Origin of the sequence: uncultured Acetobacteroides sp. (genome assembly GCF_963667355.2) — a bacterium.
Taxonomy (GTDB): domain Bacteria; phylum Bacteroidota; class Bacteroidia; order Bacteroidales; family ZOR0009; genus Acetobacteroides.
The window spans coordinates 3,450,897-3,467,398 of the sequence record NZ_OY763328.2; the positions used below are offsets into that span (position 1 = coordinate 3,450,897).

The window sequence follows — 16,502 nt, forward strand, 5'->3', positions numbered from 1 at the left end:
AAAGAGGAGGGTTGGATGGTTGATCTTTCGGTTAGCAACCCACCCCTACCCCTCCCGAGGAGGGGATAACGTACTTCGATGCTGCATTACCTCTAATCTGGTTTGTTAGTAGGATGAAGCAACTCTAAAATCTCTCAGTGCCTCCATCAACCTTGCTGCAAATCCTGTTTTCCGGTAGCGCAAATCAGCCCTCGGGCATCTCTATGATCCTCTTCCCCTAAAGTCTAGCATCTAATGTCTAAAGTCTAGCATCTAATGTCTAAAGTCTAACATCTTTTGTCCATCATCTAAAAGTCTACAACAATGACCAAAATAGCAATGAAAACGCCGCTGGTGGAACTCGACGGCGACGAGATGACCCGAGTTCTATGGCCCATCATCAAGGAGAAGCTCATCCTGCCGTACGTCGACCTGAAGGTGGAGTACTACGACTTGGGCATCATGAACCGCGATAAGACCGACGACAAGGTTACCACGGATGCCGCCAGCGCCATCATCAAGTACGGGGTGGGGGTGAAGAACGCCACCATCACGCCCAACGCCGACCGCGTGGCGGAGTACGGCCTGAAGAAGCAGTGGAAGTCGCCCAACGGCACCATCCGCGCCATGCTCGACGGCACGGTATTCCGCAAGCCCATCCTGGTGAAGAACGTGCAGCCCTCGGTGCGCTCGTGGGTGAAGCCCATCGTGGTGGGGCGCCACGCCTACGGCGACGTGTACAAGAACACCGAGATGTACATCGACGGGCCGGGCCGGGCCGAGCTGGTGTACACCGACAGGGCGGGGGTGGAGCGCCGCACGCTCATCCACGAGTTCGACTCGCCCGGGGTGATCCAGGGGCTGCACAACACCGACGAATCGATCGGCAGCTTCGCCCGCTCGTGCTTCGAGTACGCGCTCGACCAGAAGATCGACTGCTGGTTTGCCACCAAGGATACCATCTCCAAGATCTACGACCAGCGCTTCAAGAACATCTTCGAGGAGATCTTCGAGGGCGCGTACAAGCAGCGCTTCGCCGAGGCCGGCATCACCTACTTCTACACGCTGATTGACGATGTGGTGGCCCGCATCATGAAGCACGAGGGCGGCATCCTGTGGGCCTGCAAGAACTACGACGGCGATGTGATGAGCGACATGGTGGCCTCGTCGTTCGGCTCGCTGGCCATGATGACCTCCGTGCTGGTATCACCTAAAGGGTACTTCGAGTACGAGGCCGCCCACGGCACCGTGCAGCGCCACTACTACAAGCACCTGAAGGGCGAGAAGACCTCCACCAACGCGGTGGCGCTCATCTACGCGTGGACCGGGGCGCTGGCCAAGCGCGGCGAGCTCGACGGTATCCCCGAGCTGGTGGCCTTTGCCCGCAAGCTCGAGCGGGTGGTGATCGAAACCATCGAGGAGGGGGTGATGACGGGCGACCTAGCCGCCATCTGCAGCCCCCGCGCCGAGAAGGTGGTGCACTCCGAGGAGTTCCTCGACGAGGTTGCCTCGCGGCTGTAGCCCTCCTACAGGCGTAGGCGTAAAGGCCACATCCTAGCTCGGGTGTGGCTTTTGCTGTTGGTTGGGGGGGCATAAGCCAGCTCCGTCGGGGGCGTAAGCCAGCTCCGTCGGGGGCGTAAGCCAGCTCCGTCGGGGGCGTAAGCCAGCTCCGTCGGTGGCGTAAGCCAGCTCCGTCGGGGGCGTAAGCCAGCTCCGTCGGTGGCACAAGCCAGCTCCGTCGGAGGCATAAGCCAGCTCCATCGGAGGCATAGGCCACCGACGGAGGCAAAAAAAGGTGCCCGATTGCGGGCACCCTATTATGTAGAGTTGGGATGGGCTACTTTTTAGGCTCTTCTTTTTTGGCCTTAGCGCGCTTAAAGTGCCCCTTCAGCTTGGCGTGCGCCTCGGAAGCCCCCTGCACGTTGTTGCGGCTGAGGTAGTCGAGGTGCGAGTACTGGTCGATGGCATCCATGTAGTTGTCGTAATCGTGCATCATTTTGGCGCTTTCGAGCTTGTAGGCTATCGATTCCATTCGGCTAATCCAGCTCTTGCACATGTTGGCGGTAGCGTTGTCGGAGTTGAACTCGGTCCAGTCGATAAGCGGAGAGTTCAGCTGGGGCTGGGTGGCCGATAAGGTTTTCACATCGTCCACCAGCAGCTTGTTGGAGTCTCCTCCTCCTTTCCCGTAGAGCGTGCGCTCCTCCGATGTGAGCACCGGGGTATTAGGGTTAATTAAGCTTTCTAGTGTGGCGAGGGCAGCTTCGATTTCGGTTTTGTGGTCCTTCACCAGCTTGTCGCTAATTGTACTTTTCATTGGTCATAGTAGGTTTTAAGTAGTGGGTAATGCCTCCGTTAGGAGGCTGTTGTTGGTTACGGTTATTCCCTACCGGTTGGGGTGGTAGGCCTGCGCTACAGGCATGTCCCGACCTTGGGGTGTATCTTAAAGATTGGTAAATATAGTAAAAGTATTGCTCGGAATAATCCTGTTGCAAAAAAAACGCGTGGGCTATTCTCTGCCTGCCTCAACGCTTTGGTTGATTTGGGTAGGTTGTAAGGGGGAACGGCTGTGCGCATTTGTGCAAGGTGGATGTTGTTAAGTCGGGGAAAGTAGTACTTTCGCAGACTTAATAGTGGCTGAAATAGTTCTGTTTGAATCACGAAAACAAGGGGATATGAGGGTAAAGTTTGATTACGTCAATTTTTCTTTGAAGAAGAAAATCACCAATGCGGTCGTTGTCGCTTCCGTGCTATTTATGATGGTTATTGGAGGCCTCCTTCACTTTCAGATGAGGAAGGTACTGTACAATAGCGAGACGAAGCGGCTGGAGGCTCAGGCAACCGCATTCGAGAGTGCAACCCAGCGAAGCATTGCCTCGTCGGCACAGGTTGCCAAAATCGCCTCGGCCAGCTTGGACAACCTGTTGGGTAGCAGCGCCAGCGTTGGCGATACCGCTATTCTAAAATGGCTGAAAGGCGTTGCCGGCGATAATGCCAAAAATATTTACGCCGCCGTTACCGATGCAGGCGCAGGCACCACCAAGGTGTACCACTTCACCGCAAGCGGAGAGCCTGCGGTTGGTGCCGGAGCTTTTTCCGATAGCCGCTTTGCCGCTGCCGATGTAAGCTCGGACAAGGAGGTTGCGCTGGTTACCTCTGCCGATAAGCAGGCCTTTCTAAAGGTTGCTACAAAGGGAACCCCATCCAACGGAAAAACGGTGGTGGTTGGGCTGATGCTACCTTTAAAGGAGCTGGTGGCATTGGTAAACAAAAACGTGGAGGCCGATACGCTCAGCGTTCTGCTGGTAAACGGTAGCGGAGACGTTGTCTCGACTAACGTGGAGAAGTACCAGGGGAAGAAGCTCTCGTCGCTAGCCGATGGCGAGCAGCTCCTTGCAGCTGCCCAGCATAGCGGTAAGGCCGAGCGGGCGAGCTTCGATGGCGATGCGTACATTGCTAACTACCTCCCCCTATCGAAGGTAAACGCCGATGGCGGAATCCTATTCCTCTCGCCTCGTAGCGGAAGCCCGCTAGGGCTGCTAGCCACGATCCTTCTTGTGGTGATGGGTGTTTGGACCATCCTTGCGGCTATATTGCTGAAGGTTTTCTGCGTCCGAATCCTAAGCCCGCTGGAGCAGCTGACGAACTCCCTAAAGGAGATTGCCCAAGGAAGGGTTTCCGAGGATCTGAAGGTGGAGTACTTGCTGAACGATGAGATCGGCGCAATATCCGCGTCCGTAAACGGGCTGGTCGCCAACCTCACCGAGACCGCCCGATTTGCCAAGGAGATCGGGGAAGGCAACCTCGCGTGCAGTTACGAGCCCCGTGGCACTGACGACAAGTTGGGTATTGCCCTAGTGGGCATGCAGGGAAGCCTCACCAAGGCGAAGGAACTGGAGGTAGCCCAAAAGGAGGCCAACCAAAAGTCGCATTGGTCCAACGAGGGGGCTGCCAAGTTTGCCGAAATCCTCCGCAACAACCACGATAACCTTAAGGAGATGTCGTTTAACGTCATCAAGAACCTGGTGAAGTACGTTGGAGCCATACAGGGCGGCGTGTTCGTCCTCAACGACGACGTGGAAGATGACCAATTTCTGGAGATGAGCGCCTGCTTCGCCTACGATCGCCGCAAGATGCATCAGAAGCGCGTAGAGATAGGCGAGGGGCTGGTAGGCCGCTGCTTCTTCGAGAAGCAGTCAATCCTGCTGAAGGAAATTCCTGACGACTACCTCGAAATTACCTCTGGCTTGGGCCAGAAGAATCCGGAAAACCTCATTCTTGTTCCGCTTAAAATCAACGATACCATCAACGGAGTGCTCGAGATTGCTTCGTTCAACGAGCTCGAGGAGTACCAAATCCAGTTTATCGAAAAGGTGGCCGAAAGCATATCGTCGACCATCACCAGCGTTCGCGTTAACGAGCGTACATCTGCCCTCTTGGAGCGCTCGCAGCAACAGGCCGAGATGATGGCTGCCCAGGAAGAGGAGATGCGCCAGAACCTAGAGGAGCTACAGGCCACCCAGGAAGAACTCGAAAAGCGCGCTCGCGAAAACGAGCAGATGACAGGCGATTTGGAGAAGGAAAAGTACCTGCTGGATGCGCTGCTTACCAACATCCCCGACTACATCTACTTTAAGGATGAGCAGAGCCGCTTTATTCGAGTTAGCGAATCCATGGCTCCCTTGTTCAACACCAGTAACGGCTCCGATCTTATCGGTAAGTCCGACTTCGACTTCCATGCTGCCGAACATGCCAACAGCGCATTCCAGGAGGAAATGGAGATCATTAGAACCGGGAAACGAATCCTTAACCAGGTGGATCACGAGGTTTGGGAAGATGGCCGCGAGCAGTGGGTATCTACCACTAAAATGCCGCTTGTTGGCACTGATGGCCGCATCGTAGGAACCTTTGGCATCTCGAAGGTGATTACCGACATCAAGATGATGGAACTCGAAATGAAGCATCAAAACGAAGCGATGAAGGAGCACCTAGACAATATGGAGAAGACTTCCGCCGATGCCGAGAACGTAAAGCTGATGTACAATAAGATCATCAACAACCTGCCATTAAAGGTATTTGTCAAGGATCACTCTGGAAAACTTGTTGTCGTAAACTCTGCCGTTGCAAAGGCGCACGGCCTAAAGCCAGACGAGCTGATTGGCAAGAGCGACTTCGACTTCTACAATCACGATGAAGCAATGAAGGTGTACCAAGCCGAGCTCGAGGTTATGGAGGGTGAGGCTAAAACATACGTTCACGAAGAGCACACCGATAGTGGAGAAACCAAAATGCTAAAGACGACCAAGATGCCTTTCTACATTGATACCATCAAGGAGAAAGGGCTTCTAGGGGTACAGCTTGATGTTTCGGAGTTTTCCAACATTCGTATCGAGGAGCAAAAGTAGAAATATACTAGCTTAGCTTATTGAAGGAGGCCTTACGATTGCTTGTAAGGCCTCCTTTTAGTATTTTTAGATGTCATTTGAAGAGAGAGAATATGAACGTAGAAGTTATCTTACATGCAGGCCTTCTTGATGGTTACGATTTCGAAGGTAAAGAGGTTGTTGTTATTGACGCTTTTAGAGCAACTAGCGTCATTGTCGAAGGGTTGCACAACGGTGCTAAATCGGTAATTCCGGTAGAAAGCGTAGAGGAGGCACTGGCGCTTAAGTCCACAAGCCCAGCAGTCATTTTAGGTGGCGAAAGGGATGGTGTTTTAATTGATGGGTTTGATATCGATAACTCTCCGCTCAACTACACGGCAGAAAGCGTAAAGAGCCGTGAGGTTGTTCTTACAACAACCAACGGCACCAGAGCCCTAAAAGGAGTTGCAGGGGCATCAGCCGTATACCTGGGCTCATTCTTAAACGCATCGGCAGTTGCCCGTAAAGTATCCAATGCTAAACATCTGGTCCTTGTTTGTAGCGGTTCCGAGAATACCGTATCTCTCGAGGATTCGATTTGTGCAGGCGCAATAATGTACTCTTTGGAATCTTTAGCATCCATAGAATGGACGGATGCGGCATACATGCTTAAAACGCTGTTCGACGATAAAAAAGATGACTTAAACGGTTTCCTCTCTAAAGGAGAACACTACAAAGCGCTGGTTGCACATGGTTTCGAAAAGGATGTGCAGTTCTGCCTACAGCTTAATAAGCGCTCTGTTGTTCCATGCTACGATGGAACAACAGTAAAGCGTTAGCCTATTCGAATTCTCTAGAAGCCTTGGCAAAAAGATCGTTGGCGGCGGCTTGGTAGTTGGCTACAGTTCCTGCTTTCACGGTCTTTTTCACAAGCTGCCTCAGGTCGGGTAGGAATACCACCTCAAAGTAGTCCCAGTAGGGCTTCATTTTATTCATAAGATGGCTTGGTCCGCTAAGCGTTGCCGAGAACTCGTCGAAAAGGAGGTTGTGCAGCTGTTTTACCGCTAGTGCAACCTCTTTTCTGCTTGGCTCTGCGCCTTCAATAGTTTTAAATATTATAGGATTAGATATGGCACCTCTGCCAATCATCCACGAGTCTACGAAGGGGAACTTTTCTTTTAGATTTACCAGTTGTTCTACGGAGTTGATGTCGCCGCTGTAGCCAACAGGAGCCATTAGCATCTTTCCATATCGCTCAAAAGCATCCATGTCTACATCGCCTTTGTACTGCTGCTTGCCAATCCTTGGGTGGATAATTACCTCTGTAAGGTCGTACTTGTTGAGGATAGGAATAGTAACCTCGAGTTCCTCGCTGCTTGTCCAGCCCAACCTAATCTTAACGGATATCTTAATGCCAACCTGAAGTGCTGCGTTAAGTATCTCATCAATCTTTTCGGGGAAAGGAATCAGTCCGCTACCCATCTGCTTTGTGGCAACAGGTGGGAAGGGGCATCCCATGTTGATGTTAGCCTCTTCGAATCCTAGTTCTTTAAAGTGGGTTAGAACGGCACAAATATCCTCACTATTGCTGCCCAAGACTTGAGGAATAAGAGGCTGGTTGCTACCTATCGATTTTGCAATATCCTTTAATACCTTTTCTCCCTCTTTACGGTAGCGCTTGGCATCAACAAACGGACTGAATACTTTGGTTACGTTGCCGTTTGCTTGTACAACATATGAGCGGAATGTGCTATTCGTGAAGCCTTGAATGGGGGCGAGGTAAAGTTTCATTGGTATTTGTTAAGATTGTATTTTTCGTTGCACAAATTTATACCTAAAAAGGTAATTTATGGACATTGCCATAAAGATAACGCTCGAAATGATAATTGTTGGTTGTAGCCCGATATGTTGTGCTGCAAGTCCAAGTAAAAGGCTACCTATTGGCGTTAATCCTAGAAAGGAGACATTGTAAAGCGATATCATGCGGCCTCGAAATTCGTTTTTGGAGTACACCTGAATAATTGTGTTCGATGAGGCAAACAGCGAAATCATTCCAAATCCGGCAATTGCTAGCGCAACATAGGCTATGCCTATCATGTTTGATGAAGAAAAGAGAATAATACCTCCACTTAGCATTACACCTGCATAGCCTATTAGTCGTACGAGCTTAAGAGGTGTAGATATCTGTCCAAGCACGAATGCGCCAATTAGTGCACCAAGTCCAAATGCTCCCGATAGTAGTCCAAGGGTCTTTGAATCGCCGCTAAAGACATCCTTGGCAAAGGCTGGCATTAGGTTTTGAAAGGGTAGGCAAAGCAAGCTACTAAGAAACACGATGAGAAATATCTGCCTGAACCCTGCGTTACTCTTGGCGTATCGTATTCCATTTAGGAGTTCGTCGGTTATTACCTTGGGGCTATAGCTTACCTTGGGCTGATGCGGTATCTTTATCCTTATCGAAAGCAATGCAACAATAATGGCTAAGAAACTGAGGCTATTTACTAGGAAGCAGATTCCTTCGCCAAATGCTGATATAAGAAAGCCCGCTATGGCAGGTCCTACCAACCGAGAGGTGTTTACCATGATGGAGTTTAGGGCTACCGCATTGGATAGGTGCTCCTTGTTGTCAAGAAGGTCTGATAGGATGGAATGGCGAAAAGGAGTATCGAAGGCAACCACCAATCCGTTTATAACCGATAGAAAAACAATCATCCCTACAGTAATGGTATTGGTGAGGGTTAGCGTGGCAAAGAGCAGGGCAATTACCATCATGGTTAGCTGCGTAAATAGCATCACCTTCTTTCGGTTAAGCTTGTCTGCAAAGACTCCGGCAAATGGTGTAATCAGCAGAGCAGGTATTTGCGAACTAAAGCCAACTACTCCAAGTAGGGCTATAGAGCCGGTTAGTCGGTAAACCAGCCATCCCATCCCGATGTTTTGAACCCATGAGCCGATGAACGAAGTGGTTTGTCCCAGAAAGAACTTACGGAAGTTGGGCGAACTTAGCGAGATAAATCCATTCTTGGCTTTTTTGATAAAAGTATCGTATCGGGGGAAAACAAACATTGGCTGCTAAATTCGTTAGTAAGTAGGGTTGCCTATTGAGTTTTGCAAAAGTACTCTTTATGCAGCTTTCTTATTTCCGATGACTGCTCTTGGAGATTGTTTTAACTCGATTTTAACGGCTTGTTTGGCCGTGAACACATTAAATGAAAAAAGGCACCCTTAATGGATGCCTTTTGTGATTCCGACAGGATTCAAACCTGTAACCTTCTGATCCGTAGTCAGATGCTCTATTCAGTTGAGCTACGGAACCGTTTTTCGCGATTGCGTTGCAAAGGTAAATTTTGCAACCGAATTTCCTAGACTTTACATTGTCAAAAACTATTAACAAGACTCTCGACAAAACTAAGATCTCTCATATAACGAGAAAAGGCATCTATAATGGATGCCTTTTGTGATTCCGACAGGATTCAAACCTGTAACCTTCTGATCCGTAGTCAGATGCTCTATTCAGTTGAGCTACGGAACCGTTTTTCGCGATTGCGTTGCAAAAGTACGCAACTTTTTCGATTCTGCAAGGGTTTTAAAAGAAAAACCGGATGAAAAATCCGGTTTTAGTCTTTTCTTAGCCGAGGTTAACTCTTCTTTCCTTGATTCTAGCCTTCTTTCCAGTTAGACCGCGTAGATAGAAGATTCTAGCTCTGCGTACCTTACCGTACTTGTTGATCTCGATGCTATCAATGAAAGGAGAGAAGTAAGGAAAAATTCTTTCTACCCCAATGCCGTCAGAGATCTTACGAACGGTAAAGGTTTGGGTGGTGCCAGAACCTCTGCGTTGTAGCACTACACCGCGGAAGTTTTGAAGTCTTTCCTTGTTACCTTCTTTAATCTTGTAGGTAACGGTGATAGTGTCACCACTCTTAAAATCTGGGTATTCCTTTTTTTGAAGGAATGCTTCCTCAGCAATTTTAATTAAATCCATCGTTTAAAGTACTTTAAAGATTACCTGCGGCAATATTACTGACGCCTATGTTCTGGTAAGAGATTGCGCACAGAGGTTGCAAAGATAGTGATTATTTTTTTATACTCAAGCAATTAGTTGAGAGCCATTTTATAATAAAAGGACTGACTTTAAGCCTTGTTCTTTTTGGTATTTGCTATTCTACAACTTTCAGCTTTTCTCCGGCCTGATCTTTAACGGCTTTTTTCCACCATTCGGGGTAGCCTGGCTGCATTGGGAAGGCTGGGATGTTGGCGTCGTATCCGTTGGTTTCGAACTTGTCATCCTTTTCTTTCTTCACATTACCATCGATGTACTTAACAAGGAGGTACTCATCTAGTTCTTTCCAGCGGTTGAATGTTTTAGAAGAAGTGCTGATCGTATATTCTGTAAGCAGTTCTACCGCTTTAGCAGGGCTTTCTTTGTATAACTCTAGCGCTTTGTTCTCAGCATTTGCGGTGGTGGCTAGGTGGCTATTCTCCAATTCTTGTTGAACCTTTAAGAGGTCGGGGAACATAAGGCTATATCTGCCATAAACGAAGTTGGTTACCCGGTTGAAAAGCCAGAATGCCGATATTGGGCTGTACTTAACCATGCTTCCGTTGCCTACCTTGTAGTTGTTGGGAATTTGGTTTGTACAGGGGTAGATTGGGGTAAACGGTGCGTTGGCAACATCATCAACGGTAAACCAGAAAAGACCTCCAATTTCGTCGGGTAGCCAAGAGCGGCATTGGGCAACGTAGGCCCATCCAGTTTGCTGGGTTGCAGTAGCACGCTCGTTGGTGTACTCTTTCCCGTCAACCTTCCACGTCATCGGGCGCCAGCGGTAGGGGTTCGCGTATGGGCCCGAACCGCAATCCTTGGTCATGTCCATTGATGTGCCTTCGTAGTGGTTGCGCATGGCCTGCATCACATCTTGAGCCGAAACTTTTTGATTTGGCTTAACGTACAGTGGCATTCTGTTTTTAAGGTTGTGGCCTAGCGCGTAATCCTCGTACTTGCCCATCTCAGGGGCGAATGCCCTGAAGAACGACCAAACGCGCGCTTCACACCCACGGGCACCTCCGAAATCGAGGGGTGCGTAGGTGTCGGAGAAGCTGAATTCGGCATCGGTGCCTTTGAAGAATCCCTTTTCGCGGGCGAAGCTGATGACGTCGCTGGCGTAAACGTATTCGATATTGGGGTCAAAGATCTTCTTAAGGTTCTTTGAGCTGATCGAGTTCTTGCTTCCTTTCTCGAGGGGGAAGGTGGTGATGCGCGCATGGTTGGCATGGCCGGATATGTATCCATCCGGAATTCGGACGGCAACCCATATCGCTCCCTTGTACTTATTGTAGGGTAGGTTGGTTTTCTTGTCGGGTACCATTTGGGTGCCTTTCCCGATGATCTCGAAAATCCAGGCTTCGTTCGGATCAACAATAGAAATTGACTCGCCCTCGGAGTAGTAGCCGTACTTTTCCACCAGCTCCGCCATCGTCTTAATGGCCTCGCGGGCATTTTTTGCGCGTTGCAGCGTGGCGTAGATCAGGGTGCCGTAGTCAACCAGCCCGGTGGTGTCGGCAAGACCTTCGCGTCCTCCGTAGGTCGATTCGCCAATTACCAGCTGATGCTCATTCATGTTGCCTACAACTTGGTAGGTCTGCGGTGCTTCCGGAATCTGGCCCAGGAGCCTCCCCGTATCCCACTCGTGGATTGTACGCATTGTGCCTGGGGCATGGCTGCCTCTGGCGTAGAAGTAGAGCTCCCCAAAAAGGGTATGCGAGTCGGCAGAGTAGGAGAGGATGCACGAGCCATCCTTCGAGGCTCCCTTGGTAACGATGTAGTTGGTACATGCATCGGCTACGTTGGTGGTGAGCGCAGCCCCTGCCAAAAGAAGTGCTAAAGCTTTAACGTTCATGTGTCGTGTTTTTAGAATAGGGACAAATGTATAAAATTGGATGAAAATTACTCTTCGTTCTTGTAGTAAATGAGCGTATGCTGTTAGGCTGTGTTTGTCACGACGTTGAACTCTAAGGTTTCGCCTTCCAGTTTTAGTTATGTGCAGATTACGAGTTTCTTGTACTTTCGTTTTTTGGAAGCCTGGACGTGGATTTCAGGTAAGTCTCTGTTGCAGTCACTCGCATTCGTGGCTGCAGATCAAACGTGCAGGTTTTCCTTTAGCGGGAGCGCATCTCATTTTTTTCTCCGCGGCGGCTTTCTGGTTACTTCTGAACCATTATTTTGGATAGTTTGTCCGATGCCCTGCATATGGCCCACATTAGCGAACCTTCCTTAACCTCATCGGCATTTGCGGTGAATCCTTCAAGGAATGCTTCGTTTAGTGCAACCTCTGATTCCACATTAACATCTATTTTTTCCATTGGGATGATGGATGGGCTGCGGAAGGGGGTGAGAATCATTTTTACGGATATTTTAGCTTTGGAGTGATTAACCATTTGGAGTAGCGCGATCTCTATATCGAGTTTGTAGTAATATTTGGCAACGTTGGTTTTTACAGCTTTTGATGTGGCAATGTCGGGGAAGCCGTACGCATCGATAGCCGCCTTGGAGCCAAAGCATTGAAGCGGAAAGACGTTTATTCCTTTAGCCTTCATGCTGCTTTCCACTGTGTAGTAGCAGAGAAAGTGGAACTTGTTTTCTCCCTTTGGTGATGCAAGAAAGGATGGGTCTGACTTGTCCATCATCTCCCTAATCTCCTTTTTCAAGTCGATGTTTAAGTTGTTCAGCGCGAGTTCTTTATTCGTAAAGTCGTAAGAAAATGCTTGGGTTGCTAACGCAACCGTTAATGCCAGTAATGCAAACTTTTTCATGCGGAATTCTTTGTTGTTTAGTGCTTAAAAGTAAAATAAACTTTTGAGAAACCGGATGTTCCCCATCTTGTCTGCGATATAAAATTCTATTTCGTGTTTTCGTCCTTTGCTGATCCGTTCCTTATCCAGCCTTACGATGGCAAGGTTGCTTTTGGTGTCGTATTCGGCAGTTGCCCACTTCCCATCGATGTAGGTGTCGAAGGTGTCGATGCCCGTTTTGTCGTCGCTAATTGAGAAGTAGAGTGCCCCGTTTGTAGGAGTTATTGCCCCCTTTATTTTTAGTAGAGGTTCCGCTTTTGGGGCAATAGAGTCGATGTCAACAAAGAATTGTCCGAACTCGCTGCTGGTCGTGCTGATGACGCCATTGCTGTAGTCGCCTCCGATGCACGAAAAGGAGGTGTTGTAGCCTCGTGCAACGAATGCTTTCTCCGCAAACTTTTCCGGCACGTTGGTTTTTATCTTTAGTTTAATCTCAGATTTCAACGGTTGACCGTTGTTCCTAACGATAATGGTCTGGCTAAATGCCTTGGGGTTTGGTTCTTCTTTGTAGTATATCAGCATACTATTGTAAATCGAGCTGCCGGGGATGGTTACAGTAGCATTAGTTCGAATAAGATCGTTCTGTTTCTTGAAGAAGTAGATGGGTGTTTGCCCTTCAGTCACACTCCTTCTAGAAGGCTTTTTACTGCCCTTCCGTACCCAAACTGCTGCACTTGTCTCGTTGCTGTTGCTGTCGATGGCTTTCAACGTTACTAGATGGGGCTTATTGTCGTAAATGGCAATCTCTCCATTCCCATTCATTTTCGATAGAAGGGAAAACTTGTTGTTCGGATCTTTGAATGCACGTATTATCTCTCTTCTTTTTGTACAGAAAAGTTCGTAGTCAATTACAGAGTTGATGTACCTCGATTCGTCGAATGCAAATCGGGTCATGTTGAAATCAAATAAGGTAGCGCTGTCAACTTTTATTTCAATACGTTTAACAAGGTATTCGTTGGTTGAGTTGGGCATGCTGTCGTATGATTCAACACCTAGGAAGAACTTGGACGGAACCGAAATGGTATCGCTAGGGAAATCTTCTTTGAGCAAGATTTCCTTGTATATGCGAGGAGTAGGGATGTCTTTGGTCGAATCGGGCAGGTAAATGATTAGACTCTTAATTTTGGGAGGAATATTATCTTCAATAGAGATGAACTTATAGTCAAGAGGGTTTAGAGGCTCTTCTGATTGCTGGTCACGTATTTCAAAATGCAGATGAGGACCTCCAGATGAGCCTGAGTTGCCACTGTAGCCGATAAAATCCCCCTTTTTAACGGGGAAGAGCGTTTTGTCTGGGAAAATATTTAGGGAGAAACTTTCTGCAGCATACTGTTGCTCTTTAACGTATTTTTCTATCTCAGGCGTAAAACTGTCAAGATGCGCATAAACTGAGGTGTACTTATATCCATGGTTTATGTACAATGCTCTTCCAAAACCAAAAGGGCTAATGAATACTCTTACAACATAGCCGTTTTCTACAGCATATACAGGAATCCCCGTTCGAGATTCTGTACGGTAGTCTAGTCCTGAGTGAAAGTGGTTTTTTCGCAGTTCTCCAAAGTTTGCCGAAAGTTTAGGTTTAATCTGCATAGGAGGTGCAAAAGAGTAAGGGGCTTGTCCGCTAGCAAGGTTGCTGTGTGAAATAAAAGATAATGCTACTGCTATTACTGAAAAAAACTTCATTTTTGATATGGTTGTCGCATGGAATCTGCTTGTTTAACAGATGGATATTTTAATGTCTAAAAGCACAAGGCATCATGCTTTCTATTAATCAACGTGGCGATTATGCTGTTTTTGTAGTACAAAAGAAACCTTTTTTACTTATTAAGATCGGTCAAAGAGCAAATAAATCAAACTAAATTTTTATTTTTACCATTGTAGTTGTAGTTTTGTAACCAAACATTGGGAGAATGAGCGAAAATCGAATCGACATAGTTTTTAAGCTAAAGGCGAAGATTTACCGTCTCATATCAACCTATGAAAGCTTAAAGGAGAAGCATGCCGAAGCCTTGAACCGGGTAGCCCAACTCGAGATGGAGTTGTCCTCAAAGGAAAAAGAATTAAAGGTGCTGAGGAATGAGAATGAAAAGTTGAAGATTGCTAAAGCCTTCACTTCTTCTGACGAATCAAAAGAGGCAAAACTTCAAATAAGCAAAATTGTGCGGGAAATAGACAAGTGCATTGCCTTACTCAATAAGTAAAAGACGCATTTAACCCCTGATATGGACGACAAACTTTCAATTCGTGTGAATGTTGCTGATAGATTCTACCCTCTTAAAATCGATAGATTGGATGAGGAGAAGATTCGTAAGGCTGCCAAGATGATAAACGAAAGGCTTGCTCAGTACCAGCAACGCTATGCTGATAAGGATACTCAAGATCTATTAGCAATGGCTGCATTACAGTTTGTTATCAGGATGCTAGATAGTGAAAGTAAGTTTGAAAATTCTCCAATAATGGGGGAATTAGATGAGCTAAATAGGGAAATTGACGTATACTTAAGTAAAGTAGAATAGCACACGATCTTTGAGAAAAATATTAGCCCGCACGGCTCTCTTAACACTTTGCGAAACTCAACACTAATTAGTTAGGAGCATTCGCTTTGTTGACGTAGGACAGGCCTTACTTCAGTTCGCTGAAGTCTTCTTTGGAAGACGTTGGAAGTCGCAAATCAACTGGTTGCTCCGCCCTTGAAATACGGGGTTTTCGTCAAAATAGGTAAGAAAGCTGCGCGGGCTTTTTTGTGAAATTTTAAACACTATATACACAAAGGCATGATAACTGACATTATAGTTGCAATAGCCGCCTTTGCCATTGGTGGAGTTATCTCCTATATTCTCTTTAGCAAGGTAATTACGAAGCGAAAAGATAAGATTATAAGAGAGGCCGAAACTGAGGCAGAGGTTATTAAAAAGGATAAAATCCTTCAGGCAAAGGAGAAATTCCTGCTTATGCGTGCTGAGCACGAGAAAGTTGTAAACGAAAAGAATACGAAGATCTTACAAGCTGAAAATAGAAACAAGCAAAAAGAACTTCAGGTAAATCAACGTTTAGAAGAATATCAGCGTAAGCAAAAGGAACTCAATGTTCTTCGCGACAATCTTGCTTCTCAAATGGAACTTGTTGAGAAACGTACTGAAGAACTCGATAAGATGCATAAGCAGCATATCGAAAAACTTGAGCAAATTTCGAGCATGTCGGCAGAGGAAGCTAAGAATATGCTGGTAGATACGCTTAAAAATGAAGCAAAATCGCAAGCGATGTCCTACATCAACGAAATCGTTGATGAGGCAAAGATGACTGCGAACAAGGAAGCTAAGCGTATTGTTATCCAGTCTATTCAAAGAGTGGCTACCGAAACTGCTATCGAAAACTCGGTTACTGTATTTAACATTGATAGTGACGAGATAAAGGGACGTATCATTGGACGCGAAGGTCGTAATATTAGGGCGCTCGAAGCGGCTACAGGAGTTGAAATTATTGTAGATGATACTCCAGAGGCGATTATCCTTTCGGCATTCGATCCTGTTCGTCGAGAAATTGCTCGTCTTGCACTTCATCAACTGGTTACCGATGGCCGTATTCATCCTGCTCGTATCGAAGAGGTTGTAGAAAAGGTTAAAAAGCAAATCGAGGAGGAAATCGTAGAAGTTGGTAAACGTACCACTATCGACCTTGGGGTTCATGGTTTGCATCCAGAACTTATCCGTTTAATTGGAAAGATGAAGTATCGTTCTTCTTACGGACAAAACTTGCTACAGCACTCACGTGAGGTTGCCAACTTATGCTCAATAATGGCAACTGAGTTAGGCCTTAATCCAAAGTTAGCTAAGCGTGCCGGTTTGCTGCACGATATTGGTAAGGTGCCTGATGATGAACCAGAATTGCCACACGCAATTCTTGGTATGAAGCTTGCCGAGAAGTTCAAGGAAAAACCAGATATCTGCAATGCGATTGGTGCTCACCATGACGAGGTGGAGATGACTACGATGATTGCTCCGATTATTCAGGTTTGCGATGCTATTTCAGGTGCTCGTCCTGGTGCTCGTCGAGAGGTTGTTGAATCGTACATTAAGCGCCTAAAGGAGATGGAAGATCTTGCACTTTCGTATCCAGGTGTGCTTAAGACTTATGCCATTCAGGCGGGTAGAGAACTTCGTGTAATCGTAGGAAGCGAAAAGGTTAGCGATGCAGATTCTGAAAAGATGTCGTTTGAAATTGCGAAGAAGATTCAGGATGAAATGACCTATCCAGGACAGGTTAAGATTACTGTAATTCGTGAGACTAGAGCAATTAGTTACGCTAAATAGT

General features: G+C 47.3%; 13 protein-coding genes and 2 tRNA genes. 6 read left to right on the top strand and 9 right to left on the bottom strand.

All coding sequences use genetic code 11. The annotated features are described in order from the left end of the window. Positions 1-303 precede the first annotated feature (303 nt). Positions 304-1,500 (top strand): NADP-dependent isocitrate dehydrogenase, encoded by a 1,197-nt coding sequence (locus ACHZA1_RS14240; protein ID WP_320052530.1) that lies wholly within the window; start codon positions 304-306, stop codon positions 1,498-1,500. A gap of 316 nt (positions 1,501-1,816) precedes the next feature. Here the strand turns inward: ACHZA1_RS14240 and ACHZA1_RS14245 are convergent, their stop codons facing one another. After that, a complete protein-coding gene (locus ACHZA1_RS14245) occupies positions 1,817-2,293 on the bottom strand; it encodes a hypothetical protein (RefSeq protein WP_320052531.1) in 477 nt (158 codons plus the stop codon). A 358-nt stretch (positions 2,294-2,651) separates the two neighbouring features. Here ACHZA1_RS14245 and ACHZA1_RS14250 point away from each other — a divergent pair, with 358 nt between their 5' ends. Both ACHZA1_RS14250 and ACHZA1_RS14255 read left to right on the top strand, forming a co-directional pair. Next, on the top strand, positions 2,652-5,381 hold the full coding sequence (locus ACHZA1_RS14250; RefSeq protein ID WP_320052532.1) for a PAS domain-containing protein: 2,730 nt from the start codon (positions 2,652-2,654) through the stop codon (positions 5,379-5,381). A 92-nt stretch (positions 5,382-5,473) separates the two neighbouring features. Then, a complete protein-coding gene (locus ACHZA1_RS14255) occupies positions 5,474-6,178 on the top strand; it encodes a 2-phosphosulfolactate phosphatase (RefSeq protein WP_320052533.1) in 705 nt (234 codons plus the stop codon). 1 nt (position 6,179) lies between these two features. Here ACHZA1_RS14255 and ACHZA1_RS14260 read toward each other — a convergent pair whose 3' ends face one another. The 8 genes from ACHZA1_RS14260 to ACHZA1_RS14295 form a co-directional block, all read right to left on the bottom strand. Further along, the gene (locus tag ACHZA1_RS14260) at positions 6,180-7,130 is read right to left on the bottom strand and encodes a tRNA-dihydrouridine synthase family protein (protein ID WP_320052534.1); all 951 of its coding nucleotides are present in this window, start codon (positions 7,128-7,130) and stop codon (positions 6,180-6,182) included. A 9-nt stretch (positions 7,131-7,139) separates the two neighbouring features. Further along, complete coding sequence (locus tag ACHZA1_RS14265) at positions 7,140-8,405, bottom strand: MFS transporter (RefSeq protein WP_320052535.1); 1,266 nt, start codon at positions 8,403-8,405, stop codon at positions 7,140-7,142. 176 nt (positions 8,406-8,581) lie between these two features. After that, positions 8,582-8,655 (bottom strand) — tRNA-Arg (locus ACHZA1_RS14270). Between the two features lie 142 nt (positions 8,656-8,797). Then, positions 8,798-8,871, bottom strand: a tRNA-Arg gene (locus ACHZA1_RS14275). Positions 8,872-8,967: 96 nt separating this feature from the next. Further along, entirely contained in the window at positions 8,968-9,324 is a 357-nt protein-coding gene (rplS, locus tag ACHZA1_RS14280; protein ID WP_320052536.1) for a 50S ribosomal protein L19, read from the bottom strand. Between the two features lie 175 nt (positions 9,325-9,499). Beyond that, positions 9,500-11,239, bottom strand: a complete 1,740-nt coding sequence (locus tag ACHZA1_RS14285; RefSeq protein WP_320052537.1) for a C69 family dipeptidase — start codon at positions 11,237-11,239, stop codon at positions 9,500-9,502. A 304-nt stretch (positions 11,240-11,543) separates the two neighbouring features. Beyond that, a complete protein-coding gene (locus ACHZA1_RS14290; protein ID WP_320052538.1) occupies positions 11,544-12,152 on the bottom strand; it encodes a hypothetical protein in 609 nt (202 codons plus the stop codon). 24 nt (positions 12,153-12,176) lie between these two features. Continuing rightward, positions 12,177-13,874, bottom strand: a complete 1,698-nt coding sequence (locus ACHZA1_RS14295) for a M23 family metallopeptidase (RefSeq protein ID WP_320052539.1) — start codon at positions 13,872-13,874, stop codon at positions 12,177-12,179. Positions 13,875-14,101: 227 nt separating this feature from the next. Between ACHZA1_RS14295 and ACHZA1_RS14300 the strand changes: the two genes are divergently transcribed. The 3 genes from ACHZA1_RS14300 (at position 14,102) to rny (ending at position 16,501) form a co-directional block, all read left to right on the top strand. After that, positions 14,102-14,392, top strand: coding sequence for a hypothetical protein (locus tag ACHZA1_RS14300; protein WP_320052540.1), 291 nt, complete (start codon positions 14,102-14,104; stop codon positions 14,390-14,392). A 21-nt stretch (positions 14,393-14,413) separates the two neighbouring features. Further along, positions 14,414-14,707, top strand: coding sequence for a cell division protein ZapA (locus ACHZA1_RS14305; RefSeq protein ID WP_320052541.1), 294 nt, complete (start codon positions 14,414-14,416; stop codon positions 14,705-14,707). A 258-nt stretch (positions 14,708-14,965) separates the two neighbouring features. Next, entirely contained in the window at positions 14,966-16,501 is a 1,536-nt protein-coding gene (gene rny, locus ACHZA1_RS14310; RefSeq protein WP_320052542.1) for a ribonuclease Y, read from the top strand. The last annotated feature ends 1 nt before the right edge of the window (position 16,502 follow it).

Excerpts from the sequence above, each read along its gene's own strand:
- ACHZA1_RS14240 (WP_320052530.1), top strand. The coding sequence starts at position 304 with ATGACCAAAATAGCAATGAAAACGCCGCTGGTGGAACTCGACGGCGAC.
- ACHZA1_RS14245 (WP_320052531.1), bottom strand. The coding sequence starts at position 2,293 with ATGAAAAGTACAATTAGCGACAAGCTGGTGAAGGACCACAAAACCGAA.
- ACHZA1_RS14250 (WP_320052532.1), top strand. The coding sequence starts at position 2,652 with ATGAGGGTAAAGTTTGATTACGTCAATTTTTCTTTGAAGAAGAAAATC.
- ACHZA1_RS14255 (WP_320052533.1), top strand. The coding sequence starts at position 5,474 with ATGAACGTAGAAGTTATCTTACATGCAGGCCTTCTTGATGGTTACGAT.
- ACHZA1_RS14260 (WP_320052534.1), bottom strand. The coding sequence starts at position 7,130 with ATGAAACTTTACCTCGCCCCCATTCAAGGCTTCACGAATAGCACATTC.
- ACHZA1_RS14265 (WP_320052535.1), bottom strand. The coding sequence starts at position 8,405 with ATGTTTGTTTTCCCCCGATACGATACTTTTATCAAAAAAGCCAAGAAT.
- rplS (WP_320052536.1), bottom strand. The coding sequence starts at position 9,324 with ATGGATTTAATTAAAATTGCTGAGGAAGCATTCCTTCAAAAAAAGGAA.
- ACHZA1_RS14285 (WP_320052537.1), bottom strand. The coding sequence starts at position 11,239 with ATGAACGTTAAAGCTTTAGCACTTCTTTTGGCAGGGGCTGCGCTCACC.
- ACHZA1_RS14290 (WP_320052538.1), bottom strand. The coding sequence starts at position 12,152 with ATGAAAAAGTTTGCATTACTGGCATTAACGGTTGCGTTAGCAACCCAA.
- ACHZA1_RS14295 (WP_320052539.1), bottom strand. The coding sequence starts at position 13,874 with ATGAAGTTTTTTTCAGTAATAGCAGTAGCATTATCTTTTATTTCACAC.
- ACHZA1_RS14300 (WP_320052540.1), top strand. The coding sequence starts at position 14,102 with ATGAGCGAAAATCGAATCGACATAGTTTTTAAGCTAAAGGCGAAGATT.
- ACHZA1_RS14305 (WP_320052541.1), top strand. The coding sequence starts at position 14,414 with ATGGACGACAAACTTTCAATTCGTGTGAATGTTGCTGATAGATTCTAC.
- rny (WP_320052542.1), top strand. The coding sequence starts at position 14,966 with ATGATAACTGACATTATAGTTGCAATAGCCGCCTTTGCCATTGGTGGA.